The 17027-nt window shown below is 62.9% G+C and carries 12 protein-coding genes; 7 read left to right on the forward strand and 5 right to left on the reverse strand.

The features are described from left to right. Positions 1 to 218: 218 nt before the first annotated feature. Genes FIV02_RS05810 through FIV02_RS05825 form a run of 4 tightly spaced genes read left to right on the forward strand, consistent with a single transcriptional unit; the run spans position 219 to position 6821 of the window. The gene (locus FIV02_RS05810) at positions 219 to 2174 is read left to right on the forward strand and encodes a TonB-dependent receptor domain-containing protein (protein ID WP_152488080.1); all 1956 of its coding nucleotides are present in this window, start codon (positions 219 to 221) and stop codon (positions 2172 to 2174) included. Further along, a complete protein-coding gene (gene cobN / locus FIV02_RS05815; RefSeq protein ID WP_152488081.1) occupies positions 2174 to 6028 on the forward strand; it encodes a cobaltochelatase subunit CobN in 3855 nt (1284 codons plus the stop codon). Before FIV02_RS05810 ends, cobN begins: the two co-directional genes overlap by 1 nt. After that, positions 6025 to 6501: a MotA/TolQ/ExbB proton channel family protein gene (locus FIV02_RS05820; RefSeq protein WP_152488082.1), complete on the forward strand. Its 477-nt coding sequence runs from the start codon at positions 6025 to 6027 to the stop codon at positions 6499 to 6501. The genes cobN and FIV02_RS05820 overlap by 4 nt, the downstream gene beginning before the upstream one ends. Then, positions 6501 to 6821, forward strand: coding sequence for a DUF2149 domain-containing protein (locus tag FIV02_RS05825; RefSeq protein ID WP_134677711.1), 321 nt, complete (start codon positions 6501 to 6503; stop codon positions 6819 to 6821). Before FIV02_RS05820 ends, FIV02_RS05825 begins: the two co-directional genes overlap by 1 nt. A gap of 287 nt (positions 6822 to 7108) precedes the next feature. Here FIV02_RS05825 and FIV02_RS05830 read toward each other — a convergent pair whose 3' ends face one another. From FIV02_RS05830 to FIV02_RS05850, 5 genes are all read right to left on the reverse strand, one after another. Beyond that, positions 7109 to 8929, reverse strand: a complete 1821-nt coding sequence (locus tag FIV02_RS05830; RefSeq protein ID WP_152488083.1) for an ABC transporter ATP-binding protein/permease — start codon at positions 8927 to 8929, stop codon at positions 7109 to 7111. Between the two features lie 84 nt (positions 8930 to 9013). Next, positions 9014 to 9691 carry a GntR family transcriptional regulator gene (locus FIV02_RS05835; RefSeq protein ID WP_150608416.1) on the reverse strand — a complete coding sequence of 226 codons (678 nt, stop codon included), beginning with the start codon at positions 9689 to 9691 and terminating at the stop codon, positions 9014 to 9016. Positions 9692 to 9798: 107 nt separating this feature from the next. After that, positions 9799 to 11091: an aspartate aminotransferase family protein gene (locus FIV02_RS05840; protein WP_152488084.1), complete on the reverse strand. Its 1293-nt coding sequence runs from the start codon at positions 11089 to 11091 to the stop codon at positions 9799 to 9801. Next, positions 11081 to 12079: a transketolase family protein gene (locus FIV02_RS05845; RefSeq protein ID WP_152488085.1), complete on the reverse strand. Its 999-nt coding sequence runs from the start codon at positions 12077 to 12079 to the stop codon at positions 11081 to 11083. The genes FIV02_RS05840 and FIV02_RS05845 overlap by 11 nt, the downstream gene beginning before the upstream one ends. Beyond that, complete coding sequence (locus FIV02_RS05850; RefSeq protein WP_152488086.1) at positions 12076 to 12966, reverse strand: transketolase; 891 nt, start codon at positions 12964 to 12966, stop codon at positions 12076 to 12078. Before FIV02_RS05850 ends, FIV02_RS05845 begins: the two co-directional genes overlap by 4 nt. Positions 12967 to 13225: 259 nt before the next feature. On the opposite strand from FIV02_RS05850, the gene FIV02_RS05855 reads away from it, so the two are divergent. The 3 genes from FIV02_RS05855 to FIV02_RS05865 all read left to right on the forward strand — a co-directional run bounded on the left by FIV02_RS05855 (position 13226) and on the right by FIV02_RS05865 (position 16870). Then, positions 13226 to 14554 carry an aminotransferase gene (locus tag FIV02_RS05855; protein ID WP_256663080.1) on the forward strand — a complete coding sequence of 443 codons (1329 nt, stop codon included), beginning with the start codon at positions 13226 to 13228 and terminating at the stop codon, positions 14552 to 14554. Continuing rightward, on the forward strand, positions 14551 to 15654 hold the full coding sequence (locus FIV02_RS05860) for an ABC transporter ATP-binding protein (RefSeq protein ID WP_152488088.1): 1104 nt from the start codon (positions 14551 to 14553) through the stop codon (positions 15652 to 15654). Before FIV02_RS05855 ends, FIV02_RS05860 begins: the two co-directional genes overlap by 4 nt. A gap of 175 nt (positions 15655 to 15829) precedes the next feature. Next, positions 15830 to 16870: an ABC transporter substrate-binding protein gene (locus FIV02_RS05865; RefSeq protein ID WP_134677703.1), complete on the forward strand. Its 1041-nt coding sequence runs from the start codon at positions 15830 to 15832 to the stop codon at positions 16868 to 16870. Positions 16871 to 17027: the final 157 nt, after the last annotated feature.

Raw genomic sequence — 17027 nt, forward strand, 5'->3', positions numbered from 1 at the left:
GGTAAGTCAGCGCCAATAGGCCCTTCTCCTCAGGCAGATGTTGAGGGCTGAGCGTCGGGCACGGCGGGCTCGGTTGGATTGGGTGAGTATTTTTTGACCGAAATGATGTTATGAAATAACATTGCATTTCAATTGAGCTGCATTTACAGCCTTTTACCTCACCCTGTCTCACAACAATCGCCAATCAGATCGCAGATCTGCCCGTTGGAAGGATCGCTATGCCAGTCTTGAAGATGCGTCGCTTTGCGCCGCGCCGTTCTTTGTCGTTGCTTGCATTCAGCTTTTTACCGCTTGGCGGTCAGGCCGAGGTGCTGATGCTGGAACCAACGGTGGTCAGCGCCACCAGTACCAAGCGTGCGCTGAAGGATGTGCCGGCCAGTGTCGCTGTCATCACTGCTGAGGATCTGAGCAGGCGCCCCGTGCGAGATCTCGAGGACGCACTGCGTGGAAGCGAAGGCTTGCAGTTCAACGGCATCGGTATGAGTCGCCGGGGGATCAGCATTCGCGGCATGTCCAGCGAGCACACCCTGGTGCTCATCGACGGCAAGCGCATCAGTCCATCAGCCGGAGCCATCGCCCACTCCGATTTCGACCTGGGCTGGGTGCCGGTCGAGGCCATCGAACGCATCGAGGTGGTACGTGGGCCTATGTCTTCACTCTACGGTTCCGAAGCGCTGGGTGGCGTGGTCAACGTGATCACGCGCAAGGCGACCGACACCTGGCTGGGTAGTGGTTTCGTCGAGGGGGGCGTTCGTGAGGATGGCCTGGGTGGGCAAACGCACCAGGCGGGAGGGTACGTCAGCGGCCCCCTGTTGCCGGGTGTGCTGGGGCTGGTACTCAATGCCGAGAGCCAGCGTCAGCAGGAAACGCCAGACTTCGACAGTCGCAATCTTTCCGAACTGGAAGGTCGTAACGGCAACAGCGGCGGTGCAACGCTGAGCTGGACGCCGGACGACGCGCAGCGCATCGACTTCGGATACGAAAGCGGACGCGAGCGGCGTTGGCGCAATAGCGAAACGGGTGGTGGCGCATCGAGGGACTACGAGGCCACTGACATCATCGAACGGGAACGCTGGTCGTTGGCGCACTCTGGTGATTGGCTGTGGGGCAGCAGTCAGTTGCGTGCCTATCGCAATCAGCTGGAGCGCAAGAACTCCCGCAGTGGCGGGGCAGTCCCCAGCAGCCCGCAGCGTCTGACCGACAGCGTGGTGGACGGCAATCTGAGTGTGCCGTTGCTCGATATGCATCGGGTGACCGTTGGTGGCGAGTGGCGCAAGGAGGAGCTGGAGGATCGTTCGGTCAACGCTCGGGGCGAGGATGAGGCACTGCATCGCGCGGTCTTCCTGCAAGACGAGATCGCTTTCAGTCCCGCTTGGTCGCTGACACTGGGCAGCCGCTTCGACAAGCACGAGCAGTTCGGTTGGGAGAACAGCCCGCGTGTCTACCTGCTGCACCATCTCAACGATCAGCTGACCCTGCGCGCTGGCGTCGGCAAAGGCTTCAAGGCACCAAGCCTGAAACAGTTGTCGCCGGGCTACTCTGCCGTCGGCGGCGGCGGTCGATTCACCATCGTCGGCAACCCCGATCTGCAGCCGGAAACCAATACGTCCTATGAGCTGGGCGCGGATTACCAGGCACAGGGCTGGTCGCTGAGCGGCATGCTCTTCGAGAATGACGTGGAGGATCTGATCCAGACGGTCTGCGTAGCCAGCTGCGGTGTGCGTGGGCGTGAGCTGCGTAACTACGAAAACGTGGACAAGGCCCGTATCCGCGGTGTCGAGTTGGGCGCAGGGGTGGATCTGAGCAGCACGCTGAGCTGGAAGCTCAATTACACCTACCTGGATGCGCGCAACCGCACGCTCGGGCAGCGCCTGGGAGACCGTTCCAGACATCTTGCCAACAGCGTGCTGCAATGGCAGCCGACGTCCACCTTCGAGGCTCAGTTGCGCACCGAGTACATTGGAAGCCAGCTGACCTACAGCAGCAACGTGGCCTACTCGCTGCCGGCCTACAGCCTGTGGCATCTGGAAATGAGCCAGAAGCTGAGCAGTAACCTGACGCTGCGCGGCGGTATCGAGAACATCGGTGACGAACGCCTGGCGGATCAGAGTGAGCGCTTCGTCTATGCCGAGCCCGGGCGCACCTATCACGTCGGCCTGGTTGCCACGTTCTGATGCGTGGCCTGATCCTTCTGCTCTGCTGCCTGAGCTGGAGCCTGCAGGCCGCTGCCGAGCCTGCACAGGTACGCATGCTCAGCAGCGACTTCGTGCTGGCTGGCAAGCATGCGCGTCTCGCTGCCTGGGCGAAGCAGCAGGGCGTCGAATTTTCCAGCCTGCGCAGTGGTGCCGAACAGGCACCTGATGGTGAGTGGCTGGCGGCGGTCGATCTGCTGATCATGGACACGCCGCGTCCGTCCGACCTGCAGGCAGTGCAGCAGCGTTTGGGCGACGTACTGGAACGTTTGCCCGTGCCCTGGATTCGCGTCGGTGGCGGTCCGCCGGCCTATGGCAACCTGCCGCCGCCGCTGGCGATGCGCCTGATCGGCTACTACGGCAATGGGGGCGAGACCAACCTCAAACAACTGTTCACGCTGACTCAGCGCAGGAAGGCGGGTCTGCCTTTCGATGATTTACCGGCTCCTGTCGAACTGCCGAAAACCGGTTTCTATCATCCTGATGCGCCGTCGCCATTCGCCACGCTCGATGACTATCTCGAGTGGGGGCGTGAACGCTGGCAGCCAACCGCGCCACGGGTGGCGTTCGCCATTCACCGCGGTGCCATTGCCGATGCCCAGTTGCAGGCCATCGACGAGCTCATCGAACGCAGCGAACGACATGGGCAGTTGCCGCTGGTGTTCTGGTTCGATGATGCCAACCCGCATGCGCTTGTTGAGCTATTCGCCACTGCCGACCTGCAGGCGTTGGTGAATCTCCAGCACATGCAGAACGGTCCGGCGCGAAAGCAGGAGTTCCTGCAGCTCGGTGTGCCGGTGCTGCAGACATTCGCTCATCGCGGCGGTAGCGAGCAGCAGTGGCAGGCTCAGACCAGTGGCATGGAGGCACGCGCGGCGTCGACCTTTCTCAGCGTTCCGGAAAGCTGGGGCATGAGCGATCCGCTGGTGATCAGCGCACTGGAGGAGGGGGAACCGAGGCTCATGCCCGGTCAGGCCGAAGCGCTGCTCGACAAGCTGGATCGGCTGATTCGCCTGCGTCAATTGCCAGCGCAGGACAAACGACTCGCGCTGATGTTCTGGAATCACCCGGACGGTGAACGGAACGTCGCTGCGTCTCACCTCAACGTGCCCGCCAGCCTGGCTGCGTTGAGTGCGGCCCTGAGCCGCGCGGGATACGAGGTGCCCGCGACATCGGAGGCCGATCTGATCGATGCCGCTCAACGCCTGTTGGCGGGTTACTACCGCCCGGAAACCCTGGATGAACTGCTGCGCGAGGGGCTGGCCGACACGCTGCCATTGAAGGATTACCAGGCCTGGTTCGCGCGCCTGCCGCTGGCGACGCGCGATGCGCTGACCGCCCGTTGGGGCGAGCCGGCGCAACACTGGGCACTGCGCGAGGTCGATGGCGTCATGCAGTTCGTGATCCCGGCCTTGCACCTGGGCACGTTGCTGCTTTTACCGCAGCCACCGAGAGCGGGGCGGCCAGGCGAGGCCTACCACGATAGCAAGGTGCCGCCGGACCATCTCTACATGGCGGCTTACCAGCTGGTGCGCGAGCGCTTCGGCGCCGATGCGCTGATCCACTTCGGCACCCACGGTACACAGGAGTGGCTGCCAGGAAAGGATCGCGGCTTGTCCGCCGATGATTATCCCTTTCTCGCCGTCGGCGACCTGCCGGTCTTCTATCCCTATATCCAGGACAACATCGGCGAGGCCATTCAGGCCAGGCGCAGGGGGCGCGCCGTCACCATCAGCCATCAGACGCCGGCCTTCGCACCGGCCGGCCTCTATGACGAGCTGCGCGATCTGCACCAGACGATCCACGAATACCAACAGCTGGACGAAGGCGCCGTACGCGAGCAAACCGCCGAGCAGATATGGACGGCGGTCGTGGCCATGGACATGCAGACCGACCTGGGTTGGGATGAGGCGTCGATGCGTGCGGATTTCCCGGCATTCTTCGCCGTCCTGCATGATCACTTGCACGAACTTGCACGCGGCGCCACGCCGCTTGGGTTACATACCTTCGGTGAGCCGGCATCGGCCGAACATCGGCTGAGTACGGTGATGCAGCAGCTGGGTAAGGCGTACTACCAGGCGCTGGGGCTCGACCCCGACGAGGTATTCGCCAGCGACTACCGTGAACTGCAGAACTCACTGCCTTACCGAACCCTGCAGCGTTATCTCAGGGATGGCGTGGCCGCGGAGACGATCGAGTCTGCCGAACTGCGTGAGCTGATCGACAGGGGCATCGAACTGGATCGACAGCTTGCCGATACGCAGGAACTGGAAGCACTGTTGGCAGGACTGTCCGGCGCTTTCGTCGCGCCGGGGGCGGGCGGCGACCCGGTCCGCAATCCCGATGTGCCGAGTGGCCGCAACCTCTATGCCTTCGAGGCTGACAAGGTGCCGACACGGGCGGCCTATGCGGCGGGTGAGGAGGCGTTGGCGCAGCTGATCGGCCAGTACCGCGCGGACCATGAGGGGCAGGCGCCGCAGAAGCTGGCGTTCAGCCTGTGGTCGTCGGAGGCGTTGAGGCACCTGGGCATTGTCGAGAGCCAGGTGCTGCATGCCATGGGCCTTCGCCCGGTGTGGGATGACGGTGGCCGGGTAGTGGCGCTGGATATCATTCCCGCCGGCGAACTGGGACGACCACGTATCGACGCCGTCTTGCAGGTCACCAGCGTGTACCGGGATCAGTTCGACGGCTTCATGCGCCTGCTCGCAGATGCGGCCGATCGTCTGGCTGAGCTGGACGAGCCTGGGAATGTCATTGCCGCGAACAGCCGGGCGCTGGCCGTGCGCTTGCAGGCGCAGGGTGTGTCCGCCGAACAGGCACAGCAGTTGTCACGTTTGCGCGTGTTTGGCAACGAACCGGGCGACTATGGTAGCGGCGTTTCCAAGCTGGCCCTGGACTCGACGAAATGGGATGACGATGCGGCGCTCGGCCAGCAGTTTTTGCAGCGCCTGCAATATGGGTACGGTGCGCAAGCCTGGGGTGTGAAGCTGGAGGGCGGCAATCTGTTCGCCGAGCAGCTCAAGGGGGTTGAGGCCGCCGTGATGTCACGTTCGTCCGAACTCAATGGGCTGCTGTCCACCGATCACCCCTTCGAGTTTCTCGGTGGTCTCTCGGCTGCGGTGCGGCATCTCGATGGCCGCAGTCCGGTGCTGTACATAGCCGATCTGCGCAAGAGCGAGCCGCGCACCACGGGCGCCGCCCGGTTCCTCGCGACCGAGCTGCGTGGTCGCTACCTGAATCCGCAGTGGATCGGTGAGATGCAGAAGGAGGGCTACGCCGGCACGCTGGAGATGCTCAACCTGGTGAATAACCTGTGGGGCTGGCAGGCCACCGATCGCACCATGGTGCGTGATGATCAGTGGCAGGCGATTCATGACACCTACGTCATGGACAAGCGCGAGCTTGGTCTCGACGCCTGGTTCGAGCAGCACAACCCAACGGCTCAGGCTCAACTCATCGAGCGCATGCTCGAGGCCATCCGCAAAGGCTACTGGGATGCCAGCGAGCAGACCCGCCGCGAGCTGGTCGAGCGCCGTCAGCAGTTGGCAAGTACAGAGGCGGGTGAGGTTGGGGAAGCGCTTACCCGGCAGTTCAGCGAACAGCTGGCCGCAGGTTTCGGCTTGCACAGCCCTGGCCAGAACACTCCGTCGTCGGATGCAGGGGCTGCCGCTCAGGTTGTCAGCGGTCAGGTGCTCGAGGAGGTGATGCCCGCCCAGGGCGATGAGCAACCTCGGTGGCTGTTGTGGCTCGGCTTCGCCCTGCTGTTTGCCTGCTTCATGGCCGGTGCCATTCGGCAGGGTCTTACAAATTCTCGAATGACGGAACCTGCGTTATGAACGGTCTAGAAACCAGCATCTACGAAATCACCCGGCTTTTCCTCGTTCCCGTCATGCTCTTGATCCTGGCGTCGCTGGCTTATGCCTGCTTTGCTCTGGGCGCTTTCGCGCTGGAAGCCTGGCAACGTCACCGTGCTAGCTACCAGTCGAGGCTGGCCAGGTGGTACGAGCAACATGGCGGCAGCAGCGATGATCTTGAACTCTGGATCATGAAGCAGCTGGAGTGGCTGCGGATCACCTCGCGCAGTGCACCGATGCTTGGCCTGGTGGCCACCATGATTCCGATGGGGCCTGCACTACTGGCGCTGACCCGCAACGACGCTCAGGGCATTGGCGAGAACATGGTGGTGGCGTTCTCCTCGGTGATCGTCGCCCTGCTCAGCGCCAGCATCACCTTCTTCATCCTTACCGTTCGCCGTCGTTGGCTGCTGCAGGAACTTCGTAGCATCGAGCGTGCGTGGGAGCAGGCCTGATGCGCTTTCTCGAACATGACGAGGCGGACGATCCGATCATCTCGATGGTCAACCTGATCGACCTGTTTCTGGTCGTTATAGGTATCCTGCTGGTGGTCATCGTGCAGAACCCGCTCAATCCCTTCAGCCAGGACAAGGTCGTGGTCATCGAAAACCCCGGTGAAGCCGACATGCGCATGCTGGTGAAAGATGGCGAGGAGCTTAAGCGCTACGAATCCAATGGCAGTATCGGCGAAGGGCAGGGCACCAAGGCCGGTGTGACCTATCGCCTGGCAGACGGCCGGATGATCTATGTGCCAGAGCAGGAGAGAGCCGAGTAGACGGCTGTCCCACGGGGTATGCAGGCTTGCGCTGCTTGAGCTGTCAGCCCGGGTCGGTCGGCGGTCGTGTCGTTGATGAGTGGGCCGGCCATGGGCTCCTCGCCACGACGGTTCGGCGACAGGCCTGGGCGCGGTCCGCCTGCCTCTGGCTCACCCGCTGTCAAGGCGCTCGTCAGGCTACGAGGGGGCAGCGCCCCAGCGTAGCCAGCACCGTCGATGCGGGCACTGGCTTCCTGCTGCATGCAGGTACGGGCTGATCGGCCAATGGCATGCCTGCACCCGCGTACTCAACTCAAGGCAGGCGGCTCGTGCGCAGCCTGCTCGGTCAGCGACCAGGCGGCTTGTCCGTCCAGTTCCAGGCGGTGCGTATGGAACCTGGACAGGGTGGCGCGGTGGCCGACGCTGACCAGCACGCTGTCGCTCATCTCGCGGCGCAGCAGCGAATAGAGGGCATGCTCCAGGCCTTCGTCCATGGCCGAGGTGGATTCGTCGAGGAACACGATGCGTGGCCGGTTGACCAGTACGCGAGCGAAGGCCAGGCGTTGCTGTTCACCGATCGAGAGAATGCGCGACCAATCGTTGCTCAGGTCCAGTCGGTCTGTCAGGTGGGCCAGATTGACCTGACGCAGGGCCTGCTGCAGGCGCTCGTCGTCTCCAGGCAGACTGCTGGCGGGGTAGGCAATGGCGCTGCGCAAGTCGCCCAGCGGCAGGTAGGGACGCTGGGCAAGGAACAGCGCGTTGCTGCCCGCGGGGCAGCGCACCTCACCTTCGGCGTAGGGCCACAGGCCGGCCAGGGCTCGCAGCAGGGTGGTCTTGCCGCTGCCGGATGGGCCCTTGATCAGCAGGGCCTGGCCGGGTCGCAGGTTGAGATTCAGGTCCTGCAACAGGTGATGGCCGTCGGGGCGCTGCACCTGCATGCCGACGATGTCCAGCGCCTCGCTCTGGGCGATTCGCGTCACGCTTGGCAGCTCGCGTGATTGCTGGTTGGCGTCGAGGAAGCCGGTGAGACGGTCGAGGGTGGCGCGATACTGGGCGAAGGTGTCATAGGAGGAACGGAAGAATGACAGCGAGTCCTGCACCTGGCCGAAGGCCTGGGAGGTCTGCATCACGTCGCCCAGCTTGATCGCGCCGCTGAAGAAGCGCGGTGCCTGCAGGATGAAGGGGAAGACCACTGCCACCTGGCTCACGGCGAGGTTGAAGCCGTCGAACTTCAGACTCCGGTAGACCAGTGCCCAGACATTGCCGATGAGTGCCGAGAAGCGGCCGAGCAAGGTGCCACGCTCGATGGCCGAGCCCTGGTAGAAGGCTACGTTCTCCGCGTACTCGCGCAGGCGCATCAGGGCGTAGCGGAAGTTCGCGGTCAGCTTCTCGTTGAGGAAGTTCAGGCGGATCAGCGGCCGACCGAGGCGGAAGGCGATCCAGGTGGCGATGATCACGTAGATGTAGACGGCGAACACCATCGCCCGGGGGATTTCCACGCCGGCGACGCTGAGTGGCGCCGACAGGCCCCAGAGAATGCCGGTGAAGGCGACCAGCGATACCAGTGCGCTGACGGCACCGAGGCTGAGGCTTACCGAGTAGTTGACGAAGGCATTCACATCCAGCTCGATGCGCTGATCGGGGTTATCCACCGGGGTGTCGAGGAACTGCCCGCGATAGTAGGCGTCGCCGTTCATCCAGTCGGCGGTGAGGCGCTCGGTAAGCCAGATCCGCCAGCGGATGCTGAAGGCCTGGGTCACGTAGTAGTTGAACAGGGCGCGCAGCACATGGATGGTCGCCAGGACCGCGAAGACGCCGAGGAGAAACCAGAACGCCTTCTGATCCAGGGCCTGCAGCGCGCTGTAGAAGCCGTTGTACCAGAATGAGAAGAGCACGTTCATGCGCACCGCGAACAGCGCCAGTACCAACAGCACGGCGAACACCAGCAAGGGTTTCCAGCTGTTTCGCGGGCTCAGGTAGGGGCCGGCTATCTGCCAGAACTGACGACCCCAGCGGGTCCAGCGAATGGCCATGGCCGAGGCTCCGGCGAACACGATGAAGGTGACGACAGTCGCCACTGCAAGCCAACTCAGGCTCTCTTGCAGGGCCTGACTCCAATCCATATCCATAAGGTAGATCCGTGAGGATGAGAATGAGATGTCTCAGGCCCAGGGCGTGGGCTGGACAGGTGCCGGGTCACATGGACGGGCGGGTTAACGCTGTTCGGTCCTTTCGCGGCCGTCGATGAATTCGATGATGCTGTCGCTGGCCCCCAGGATGTCGTCCGCGATTGCCTTGCGCGCCTTGGCGGGCTTCTTCTCGCGCAGGGCATCCATGAGCGTCAGATGAGCACTGGCGCCGAGGTAGGTGTTGTGCCCCTTGCTGTAGAACAGATTCAAGATAGGTCCCATGGAAACCCACAGCCCCTCGATCTGCGCGGTCAGCATCTCCATGCCGGACAGCCGGTACAGCGTGAAATGAAATTCTCGGTTGTACTGCATGGCGGCGACGGCGTCGTTCTGCTGCTCGGCCTCTTCGAATCTGGCGTGCAGCGTTTCCAGCGTTGCCAGGTTCTCGGCTGTGACGTGGCGAGTCGCCAACTCGGCGGCCAGGCCTTCCAGGGCAATGCGGATGGTGCGAACCTCGATATAACGACTCAGCGTCAGCGTGGGCACGATAGCGAAGCGGCCTGAGCGCAGTTCCAGGCCGCGCTCGCTGACCAGGCGCAGGCATGCCTCGCGCACGGGCGTCACGCTCGTGCCCAGGCGCTCGGCAAGATCTTGCATGACCAGACGCTCGCCAGGCTTGAAGTTGCCGGCAATCAGCCCTTCGCGAATCGAGTAGTAAGCCCGGGCCGACAAATTTCCTTGTTCCAGCGGTTGAATCTGCACGTCTGACTCCATTGATCCATAAATGGTGCGTTTCGCACCATTTATAAAATATAACCTATTGCCAGATGATTTATCCGCCGTCGGCGTCCTGCCTGAGCGATGGCACGTCAGCGACGCAGGCTGCGCAGATTGTCCTCGATCAGCCCCAGCGTATCGTCAACGATTTCCCGGGTGTGGCTGGCCGACAGGTACAGGCGTTTCAACTGCAGGGGCTGGAAGATCTGCCGCTGTTCGATGAGGCGCCGGCGCAGCGCCAGATCCAGCTCGTCATCATTGGCGAGCAGGTCGCGGTACTGGCGGTACGGCCCGCTGAAAAAATACAGCAGCCATACGGAGCCGAATCCGGCGCTCTGGGCCTCGATGCCCAGTCGTTCGATGATCCCGTCCAGCTGACTGCGCAGGTAATCACCCAGGGCGAACAAGCGCTCGTAGACACCCTGCTGCGAAAGTGCGTCGATTGTCGCCAGTACGGCCGCCAGTGTGGAGGGCGTGCCGTTGAACGTCCCGCCCATGAACACGCCACGTTCGCCACTGCGGCCGACGCGTTCGAGGAGATCCCGGCGTCCGGCCACGAAGCCGACCGGATAGCCGGACGAGGCTGCCTTGCCGAAGGTCGCCAGATCCGGTGTGACACCGATCAGTGCCTGATAGCCCCCGAGGGCATGGCGAAAACCGGTGATCACCTCGTCAAAGATCAGGATCACCCCATGTTCGCTGCTGAGCAGCCGCAGTGCCTGGAGGAACTCCCGCGTGGCGGCGACCGCGCCCATATTGTGCGCGATCGGCTCGACGATGATGGCCGCGACCTGGCCGGGGTTGGCCTTGAGGTAGTGCTCCACGGCGTCGGCATCGTTGTACGGAAGAATGACGGTATGGCGTGCAGCATCGAACAGTATGCCGTCCGACATGGGGTCGTAGCCGTCCAGCTTTTCCGCAGCACTCTGGCCATTCATGGCGACATAGTCATGCCAGCCGTGATAACCACCCTGGAACTTGATGATCCGCTGCGCCCCGGTCACCGCGCGCGCCAGGCGCAGGGCATGGTAGGTCGCCTCGGACCCGCTGTTGCAGAAGGCGACCTGCTCCGCACAGGGAATCAGGCGCACCAGCGCCTCGGCGGCTTCCACTTCCAGGTCGATGATTCCGGCACCAATCAGGTCTATGCGCTGACTGACTTCGAAGACCCGGTCGCGAATGGACGCGATACCGTGGCCCAGCACATGAGCGCCGAAACCGCAGTGATAGTCGGTGTAGCGCTGGCCGTTGGCGTCGTACAGGTACGCACCCTCGGCACGCACGAAGGCATAGGGTTGTCCCAGCTTGCGACTGGGGCTGAGGTGCCCGCCCGGCAGGACCTGCCGGGCGCGTTCGCTCAGGGCGACATTGAGATCAACGCTCATGCTTGCCCCCTTTGGCCAGTGCCTCGCGCGCGACGGCCTCAATCCCGGCCGCATCGAGCCGGTAGTGCCGGTACAGGTGGGTAGGCGGTGCAATCAGGCTGTATTCGTCATGGATCCCATGGCGTACCAGGCGGGTACCCTGGCCGACATCGGCGAGCACTTCCGCGACAGCCCCGCCAAGGCCGCCCAGCACGTTGTGCTCCTCGACCGTGATCAACAATGGGCATTGACGCGCGGCGTGCAGCACGGCCTCGCGATCGAGCGGCTTGATGGTGTGCATGTCGATCACCCCGACCGCAAGCCCGCTGGCGCGCAAGGCCTCGGCCGCTGCCAGTGTGGGGTGCAGCATGCTGCCCGTGGCAATCAGTGTCAGGTCGTGCCCCTGGGCATGGACGATGGCCTTGCCGAACTCGAAGACGACGTCGTCCGGATAGACATTCGGCTCCTGCCCTCGGCCAATGCGGAAGTAGATGGGCTGTGGATGATGGATCGATGCACGAATAGCGGCGGCCAGCTGCGGACCATCAGCCGGCGCGACCACCGTGAGGTCGGCAATGCCACGGGTGATCGCCAGGTCCTCTGTGGCGTGGTGCGAGGTGCCGTAGAAACCGAGGCTGATACCGGCGTGGTGGCCGATCAGTCGCACCGGCAGCGCCGAGTAGGCCACGTCCATGCGGATCTGCTCGCAGCACAGCAGCGCCAGGAACGAGGCGAACGTGGCCACGAAGGGCATGCTGCCAGTAGTGGCGATCCCGGCTGCGGCGGTGACCATGTTCTGCTCGGAGATACCAAACTGAATGAACAGCTCCGGGTGCTTTTCGGCGAACCGATTCAAACCGTTGGAATACTGCAGGTCGGCGGTGCCCACCGCGATCTTGTGACCGGCGGCGACGAGATCGATCAGGCCGTTGGAGAGGTAGTTCAAACCGGGGGCACGGGCATTGATCTGACGGTACTGCCAGCTGTCCGGGCTTACTGGAGCGTTCATTGCACACCTCCTCGGGCTTTGATTTCTTCGATGGCCAGGCGCTCGTCCTCTTCTGCGAGCCAGCCGAGGTGCCAGCCCGGCTCGGTTTCCATGTACTCGACGCCCTTGCCCTTCACGGTCTTGGCAATCACGCATACCGGCTTCTCGCGTTGCTCATCCGCTTTCAGCTGGCGCAGCAGGCGGGCGACAGCGGCGACGTCGTGACCATCCACTTCGTGCACCTCCCAGCCGAAGGCCCGCCATTTGTCACCTAGCGGCTCGATGCCAATGATGTCGTCGACCTTGCCGTCGAGCTGATAGCCATTGCGATCGATGATCGCGATCAGGTTGGCGGTCTTGTAGTGCGCTGCAGCCATTGCGGCTTCCCACACCTGGCCTTCGTGCATCTCGCCATCGCCCAGCAGCACGTAGACGTCGAATGCCTGCTCTTGCAGGCGTGCGCCCATGGCCATGCCAAAACCGCCAGACAGTGCGTGGCCGATGGAACCGGAGCTGAAATCCACGCCCGCCACCTTGCGCATGTCCGGGTGATCACCCAGCGGATTGCCCAGGCGGGTGTAGCCATCCAGCACGGATTTATCGAAGAACCCCCAGTCGACCAGGATCGGGTACAGGCCGACGGCGGCGTGCCCCTTGCCCATCAGGAATCGGTCTCGCCCGTCCCACTTGGGCTCGCCATGGCGCAGGCGCATGGCGTCGTAGTACAGCGCGGCAAAGATCTCCGCGCAGGAAAAGACCGATGTGTAGTGGCCGACCTTGGCAATCGAGATCAGTCGCACTGTTTCGAGACGCACGAACTGCGCGCGCTCCTGGAGGTAGGCGATCTGTTCTGGGATCAGGTCCGTTGGGGGCGCTGTGTGAGCGTGAGCGGAAGGCGCAATCGGCATGGCTGCAGTTCCTGGTTGTTGTTGTGGATACGGTCGGTTAACGATGCTCTTCAAATAACTTATAAGATATATCTTGCATGAACAAGCGGTGGGTTGTACTTTTTTCCGCAGCGGGACAGCCAGGCCGAGCAGGTCGAGTCTTGCGTCGGATATGCAATGCATAATTTATAAGTTATCTGTTAGCGTGGAGATCACTGCGATGCCGTCACTGCACACGCCCCCGACAAGCACCATTGCCCAGGTCGACAGGCGCTATCACTTGCACTCGCAAACCAACATGCGCCGGCACCAGCGGCAGGGACCGCTGGTGATCGAGCGAGGAGACGGGGTGCATGTGATCGATGAGCATGGCCAGGCATACATCGAAGGGATGTCGGGCCTGTGGTGTGCGAGCCTGGGTTTTTCCAACCGGCGTCTGGCCGGCGCCGCACAGCGCCAGCTGGAGACGCTGCCCTACTACCACACCTTCAACCATCGGGTGCCGGCGGTGACTGCGCGCCTGGCCGAGCGCATCTGCGAGCTGGCGAAGATGCCCGAGGCGAAGGTGTTCTTTGCCTGCTCCGGCTCCGAAGCCAACGATTCGATGATCAAGATGGCCTGGGCCTACCACCGGGCCAGGGGCAATCCGCAGAAGCGCAAGGTGATCGCTCACCAGAGAGGCTTCCATGGTTCCACTGTCATGGGCGCGTCCCTGTCCGGTTTGCCCAACATGCATGCGGCCTTTGGCCTGCCGCTTGACGGGGTGATCCATGTCGATTGCCCGCACCATTACCGCAATGGGCAAGCGGGTGAGTCCGATGCCGAGTTCTGTGCGCGCCTGGTCAACCAGCTGGAGAAGCGCATCGAGGCCGAAGGGCCTCAGAACATTGCCGCTTTCATCAGTGAACCCATCATGGGCGCGGGGGGCGTCATCGTTCCGCCGACGGGCTACTTCGCCGCAGTCCAGGCGCTGCTGGCACGCCATGACATCCTCATGCTGGCCGATGAGATCATCTGCGGCTTCGGCCGGACGGGGCAGTGGTTCGGGCACCAGACGATGGGCTTCACGCCTGACCTGATGGCCTGTGCCAAGAGCCTGTCCGCAGGCTACCAGCCGATTTCCTGTGTGCTCGTCAGCGCGGCGGTCTATGCCGTGCTGGAGGAGCAGAGCAGTGAGCTGGATGGCTTCGGCCATGGCTTCACCTACTCGGGGCATCCGGTAGCGGCAGCCGTCGCGCTGGAAGCGCTGGACATCTATCGCGAGATGAACGTGCCACTGCATACGGCCGCGATGGGACGCGAGCTGCATCAGAGCCTTTCGCCCCTGCTCGACCACCCGCTGATCGGCGAGATACGCGGCATCGGCCTGGTCGCCGGGCTGGAACTGGTCGAGGACAAAGCGTCGCGGGCGTCATTCCCGGCTCGTCTGGCCATCGGCGCCCAGGTCGAGCTCGCCGCTCGCCGGCATGGCCTGATCGTTCGCAACATGGGGGACGCCATCGCCCTGGCGCCGCCCTACATCATCGACGCGGAGCAGATCCGCGAAATGGTTGCGCGCTTGCGCGCCGCGCTCGATGAGGTCTACCACGCCAACGGACAACGCCCATGAACAGTGTCTCGCAGTTCCCTGATCAGTCGCCGCTGATCGAGCTATGCCACGTGCAGAAGAGCTACGACGGCAAGAACCTGGTCATCCAGGACCTCAATCTGAGCATCGCGCAGGGCGAGTTCCTGACGCTGCTCGGTGCGTCAGGCTCAGGAAAGACCACCACGTTGATGATGCTGGCCGGCTTCGAAACGCCAACCCGTGGCGAGATCCGCATGGGCGGTAAACCGATCCAGAACGTCCCGGCCCACCAGCGCGGTATGGGCATGGTGTTCCAGAACTACGCGTTGTTCCCACACATGAGCGTCGCTGAAAACCTGGCCTATCCGCTGAAGATGCGGGGCCTTGGCCGCAGCGAGATCGAGCAGAAGGTAAAGCGCGCCATCGACATGGTGCAGTTGCACGGGATGCAGGCTCGCCGTCCTGCCGAGCTCTCCGGCGGCCAGCAGCAGCGTGTGGCACTGGCCCGCGCCATGGTTTTCGAGCCACAGGTCATCCTGATGGATGAGCCCCTGGGGGCATTGGACAAGAACCTGCGTGAGCACATGCAGTACGAGATCAAGCAGCTGCATCGGCATCTGGGGGTGACCGTGGTTTACGTCACCCACGATCAGGGCGAAGCGCTGACCATGTCGGACCGTGTCGCCGTCTTCCATCAGGGGGACATCGCCCAGATCGGAGACCCGACTTCGCTCTACGAGCGTCCGGAAAATCTTTATGTCGCCACCTTCATCGGTGAGAACAACGTGCTGCGAGGCCGGCCGCTGGAGCGCCAGGGCGCGGAGCTCGACGTCGCCCTGGAGGCCGGTTTCGTCGTGCGCGGCATGGCGGCTGGAGCGCCTCTGGCGCTCACCCAGCGAGTCGATCTGCTGATCCGCCCCGAGAACATCCGCCTGTGTCACAGCGACGAATCGCGTTACCAGGCAACGCTCGCCGATCGTGTCTACCTGGGGGATCACCTGCGCGTGCACCTCAGGTTGGCCAATGGCGAAACGGTGATCGTCAAGACCCCGAACGACGCGGCGGTCAGGGCACTGCGTGATGGTCAGAGCATCGGCTTCACCTGGAGGCCGCAGGACGCCCACATCTTCGCAGCAGGCTGAGAAATCCACACCCGGTTACACCGCACCACCCGAAGCACCACCCGAAGCACCACCCACCTACAACAACAAGAGGGTTATCGCATGTCCAGTTTTGATCGCTCGACCTGAGCACATCTCCTGCCCAATTTCCGCCTTGTTGGCACAACCCGCTCTAGCTCCGCAGGAGAACAGCATCATGTCATCGTTGAAGAAACAGTTCGTCACTGTCCTTTTCGTGAGTGCAATCAGCACCATCGCTCAAGCTCGCGACCTCACGGCCGTCGGTTTCGGGGGCGTCACGCAGGAGGCCTTCGACAAGGCCTACTTCAAACCTTTCACCGCGCAAAGCGGCCTGCCGATCGTCCAGGACACCTACGGCGGTGGCTTGGCCAAACAGAAGGCCATGGTCGAGTCCGGGAACCCCACCTGGGATCTGGTACAGATGGACCAGAACGAGATGGAACTGGCCTGTGAGCAGGGACTGCTCGAGGAACTCGATCTCAAGCGACTCAAGAATGCGCCCGAGGTAGACCCCGAAGCGTTCTCGACCTGCGGTGTCGGCGCTTTCGTCTGGTCCGAGGTGATGACCTATGACCAGAAGAAGTTCGCTGCTGACGGCCCGAAAAGCTGGGCGGATTTCTGGAATGTGCAGAAGTGGCCAGGCAAGCGCGGCTTGCGCAAACAGGCACGCATGACCCTGGAAATTGCCTTGATGGCGGACGGCGTGGCGCCGCAGGACGTCTACAAGGTGCTGGCCACCCAGCAAGGCCAGGATCGTGCGTTCGCCAAGCTGGACGAGATCAAACCCTACATTCAATGGTGGGAAACCGGCGCGCAGCCTCTGGAGTGGATGGCTGCCGGTGATCTGGCCATGACGGCGGCCTACAACGGGCGGATCGCCATCGCCAATCAGCAGGGCAGTCAGTTTCCGCTGATCTGGCAGCAGCAGCTCTACAGCATGGACTATTGGACGATCATCAAGGGCACGCCGAACCTGGAGCAGAGTTACCGGCTTCTCGACTTCATCCTCAGTCGCCAGGCCCAGGAGGACTTTGCCCATGCCATTCCCTATGGAATCGTCAACAGCAAGGCCAGTGCCGCGCTGGATGCCAGAACCGTGCAGACGCTGCCCAATGCCCCGGCCAACATGAAAGACGCCTTGTTGCTGGATACCCCGTTCTGGGTCAACTACGAAGAAGACCTGATGGCTCGCTTCACCCGCTGGGTCGCGCAGTAACCCTGGCTTGACGAACGTGCCATCGGCCGTCATGGCGATGGCACTGCTCAGACGCATTCGCGCAAGGTAAGTTTGACTATGTCCATATCCTCGACCGCTGCAGCGCCGGCAGAAGCTGTCGCGCTGGTAGCCGCGCATCAGCGTTCCAGTCGACGCA

The sequence above is a fragment of the Pseudomonas sp. THAF187a genome (genome assembly GCF_009363395.1).
Taxonomy (GTDB): domain Bacteria; phylum Pseudomonadota; class Gammaproteobacteria; order Pseudomonadales; family Pseudomonadaceae; genus Aquipseudomonas; species Aquipseudomonas khazarica.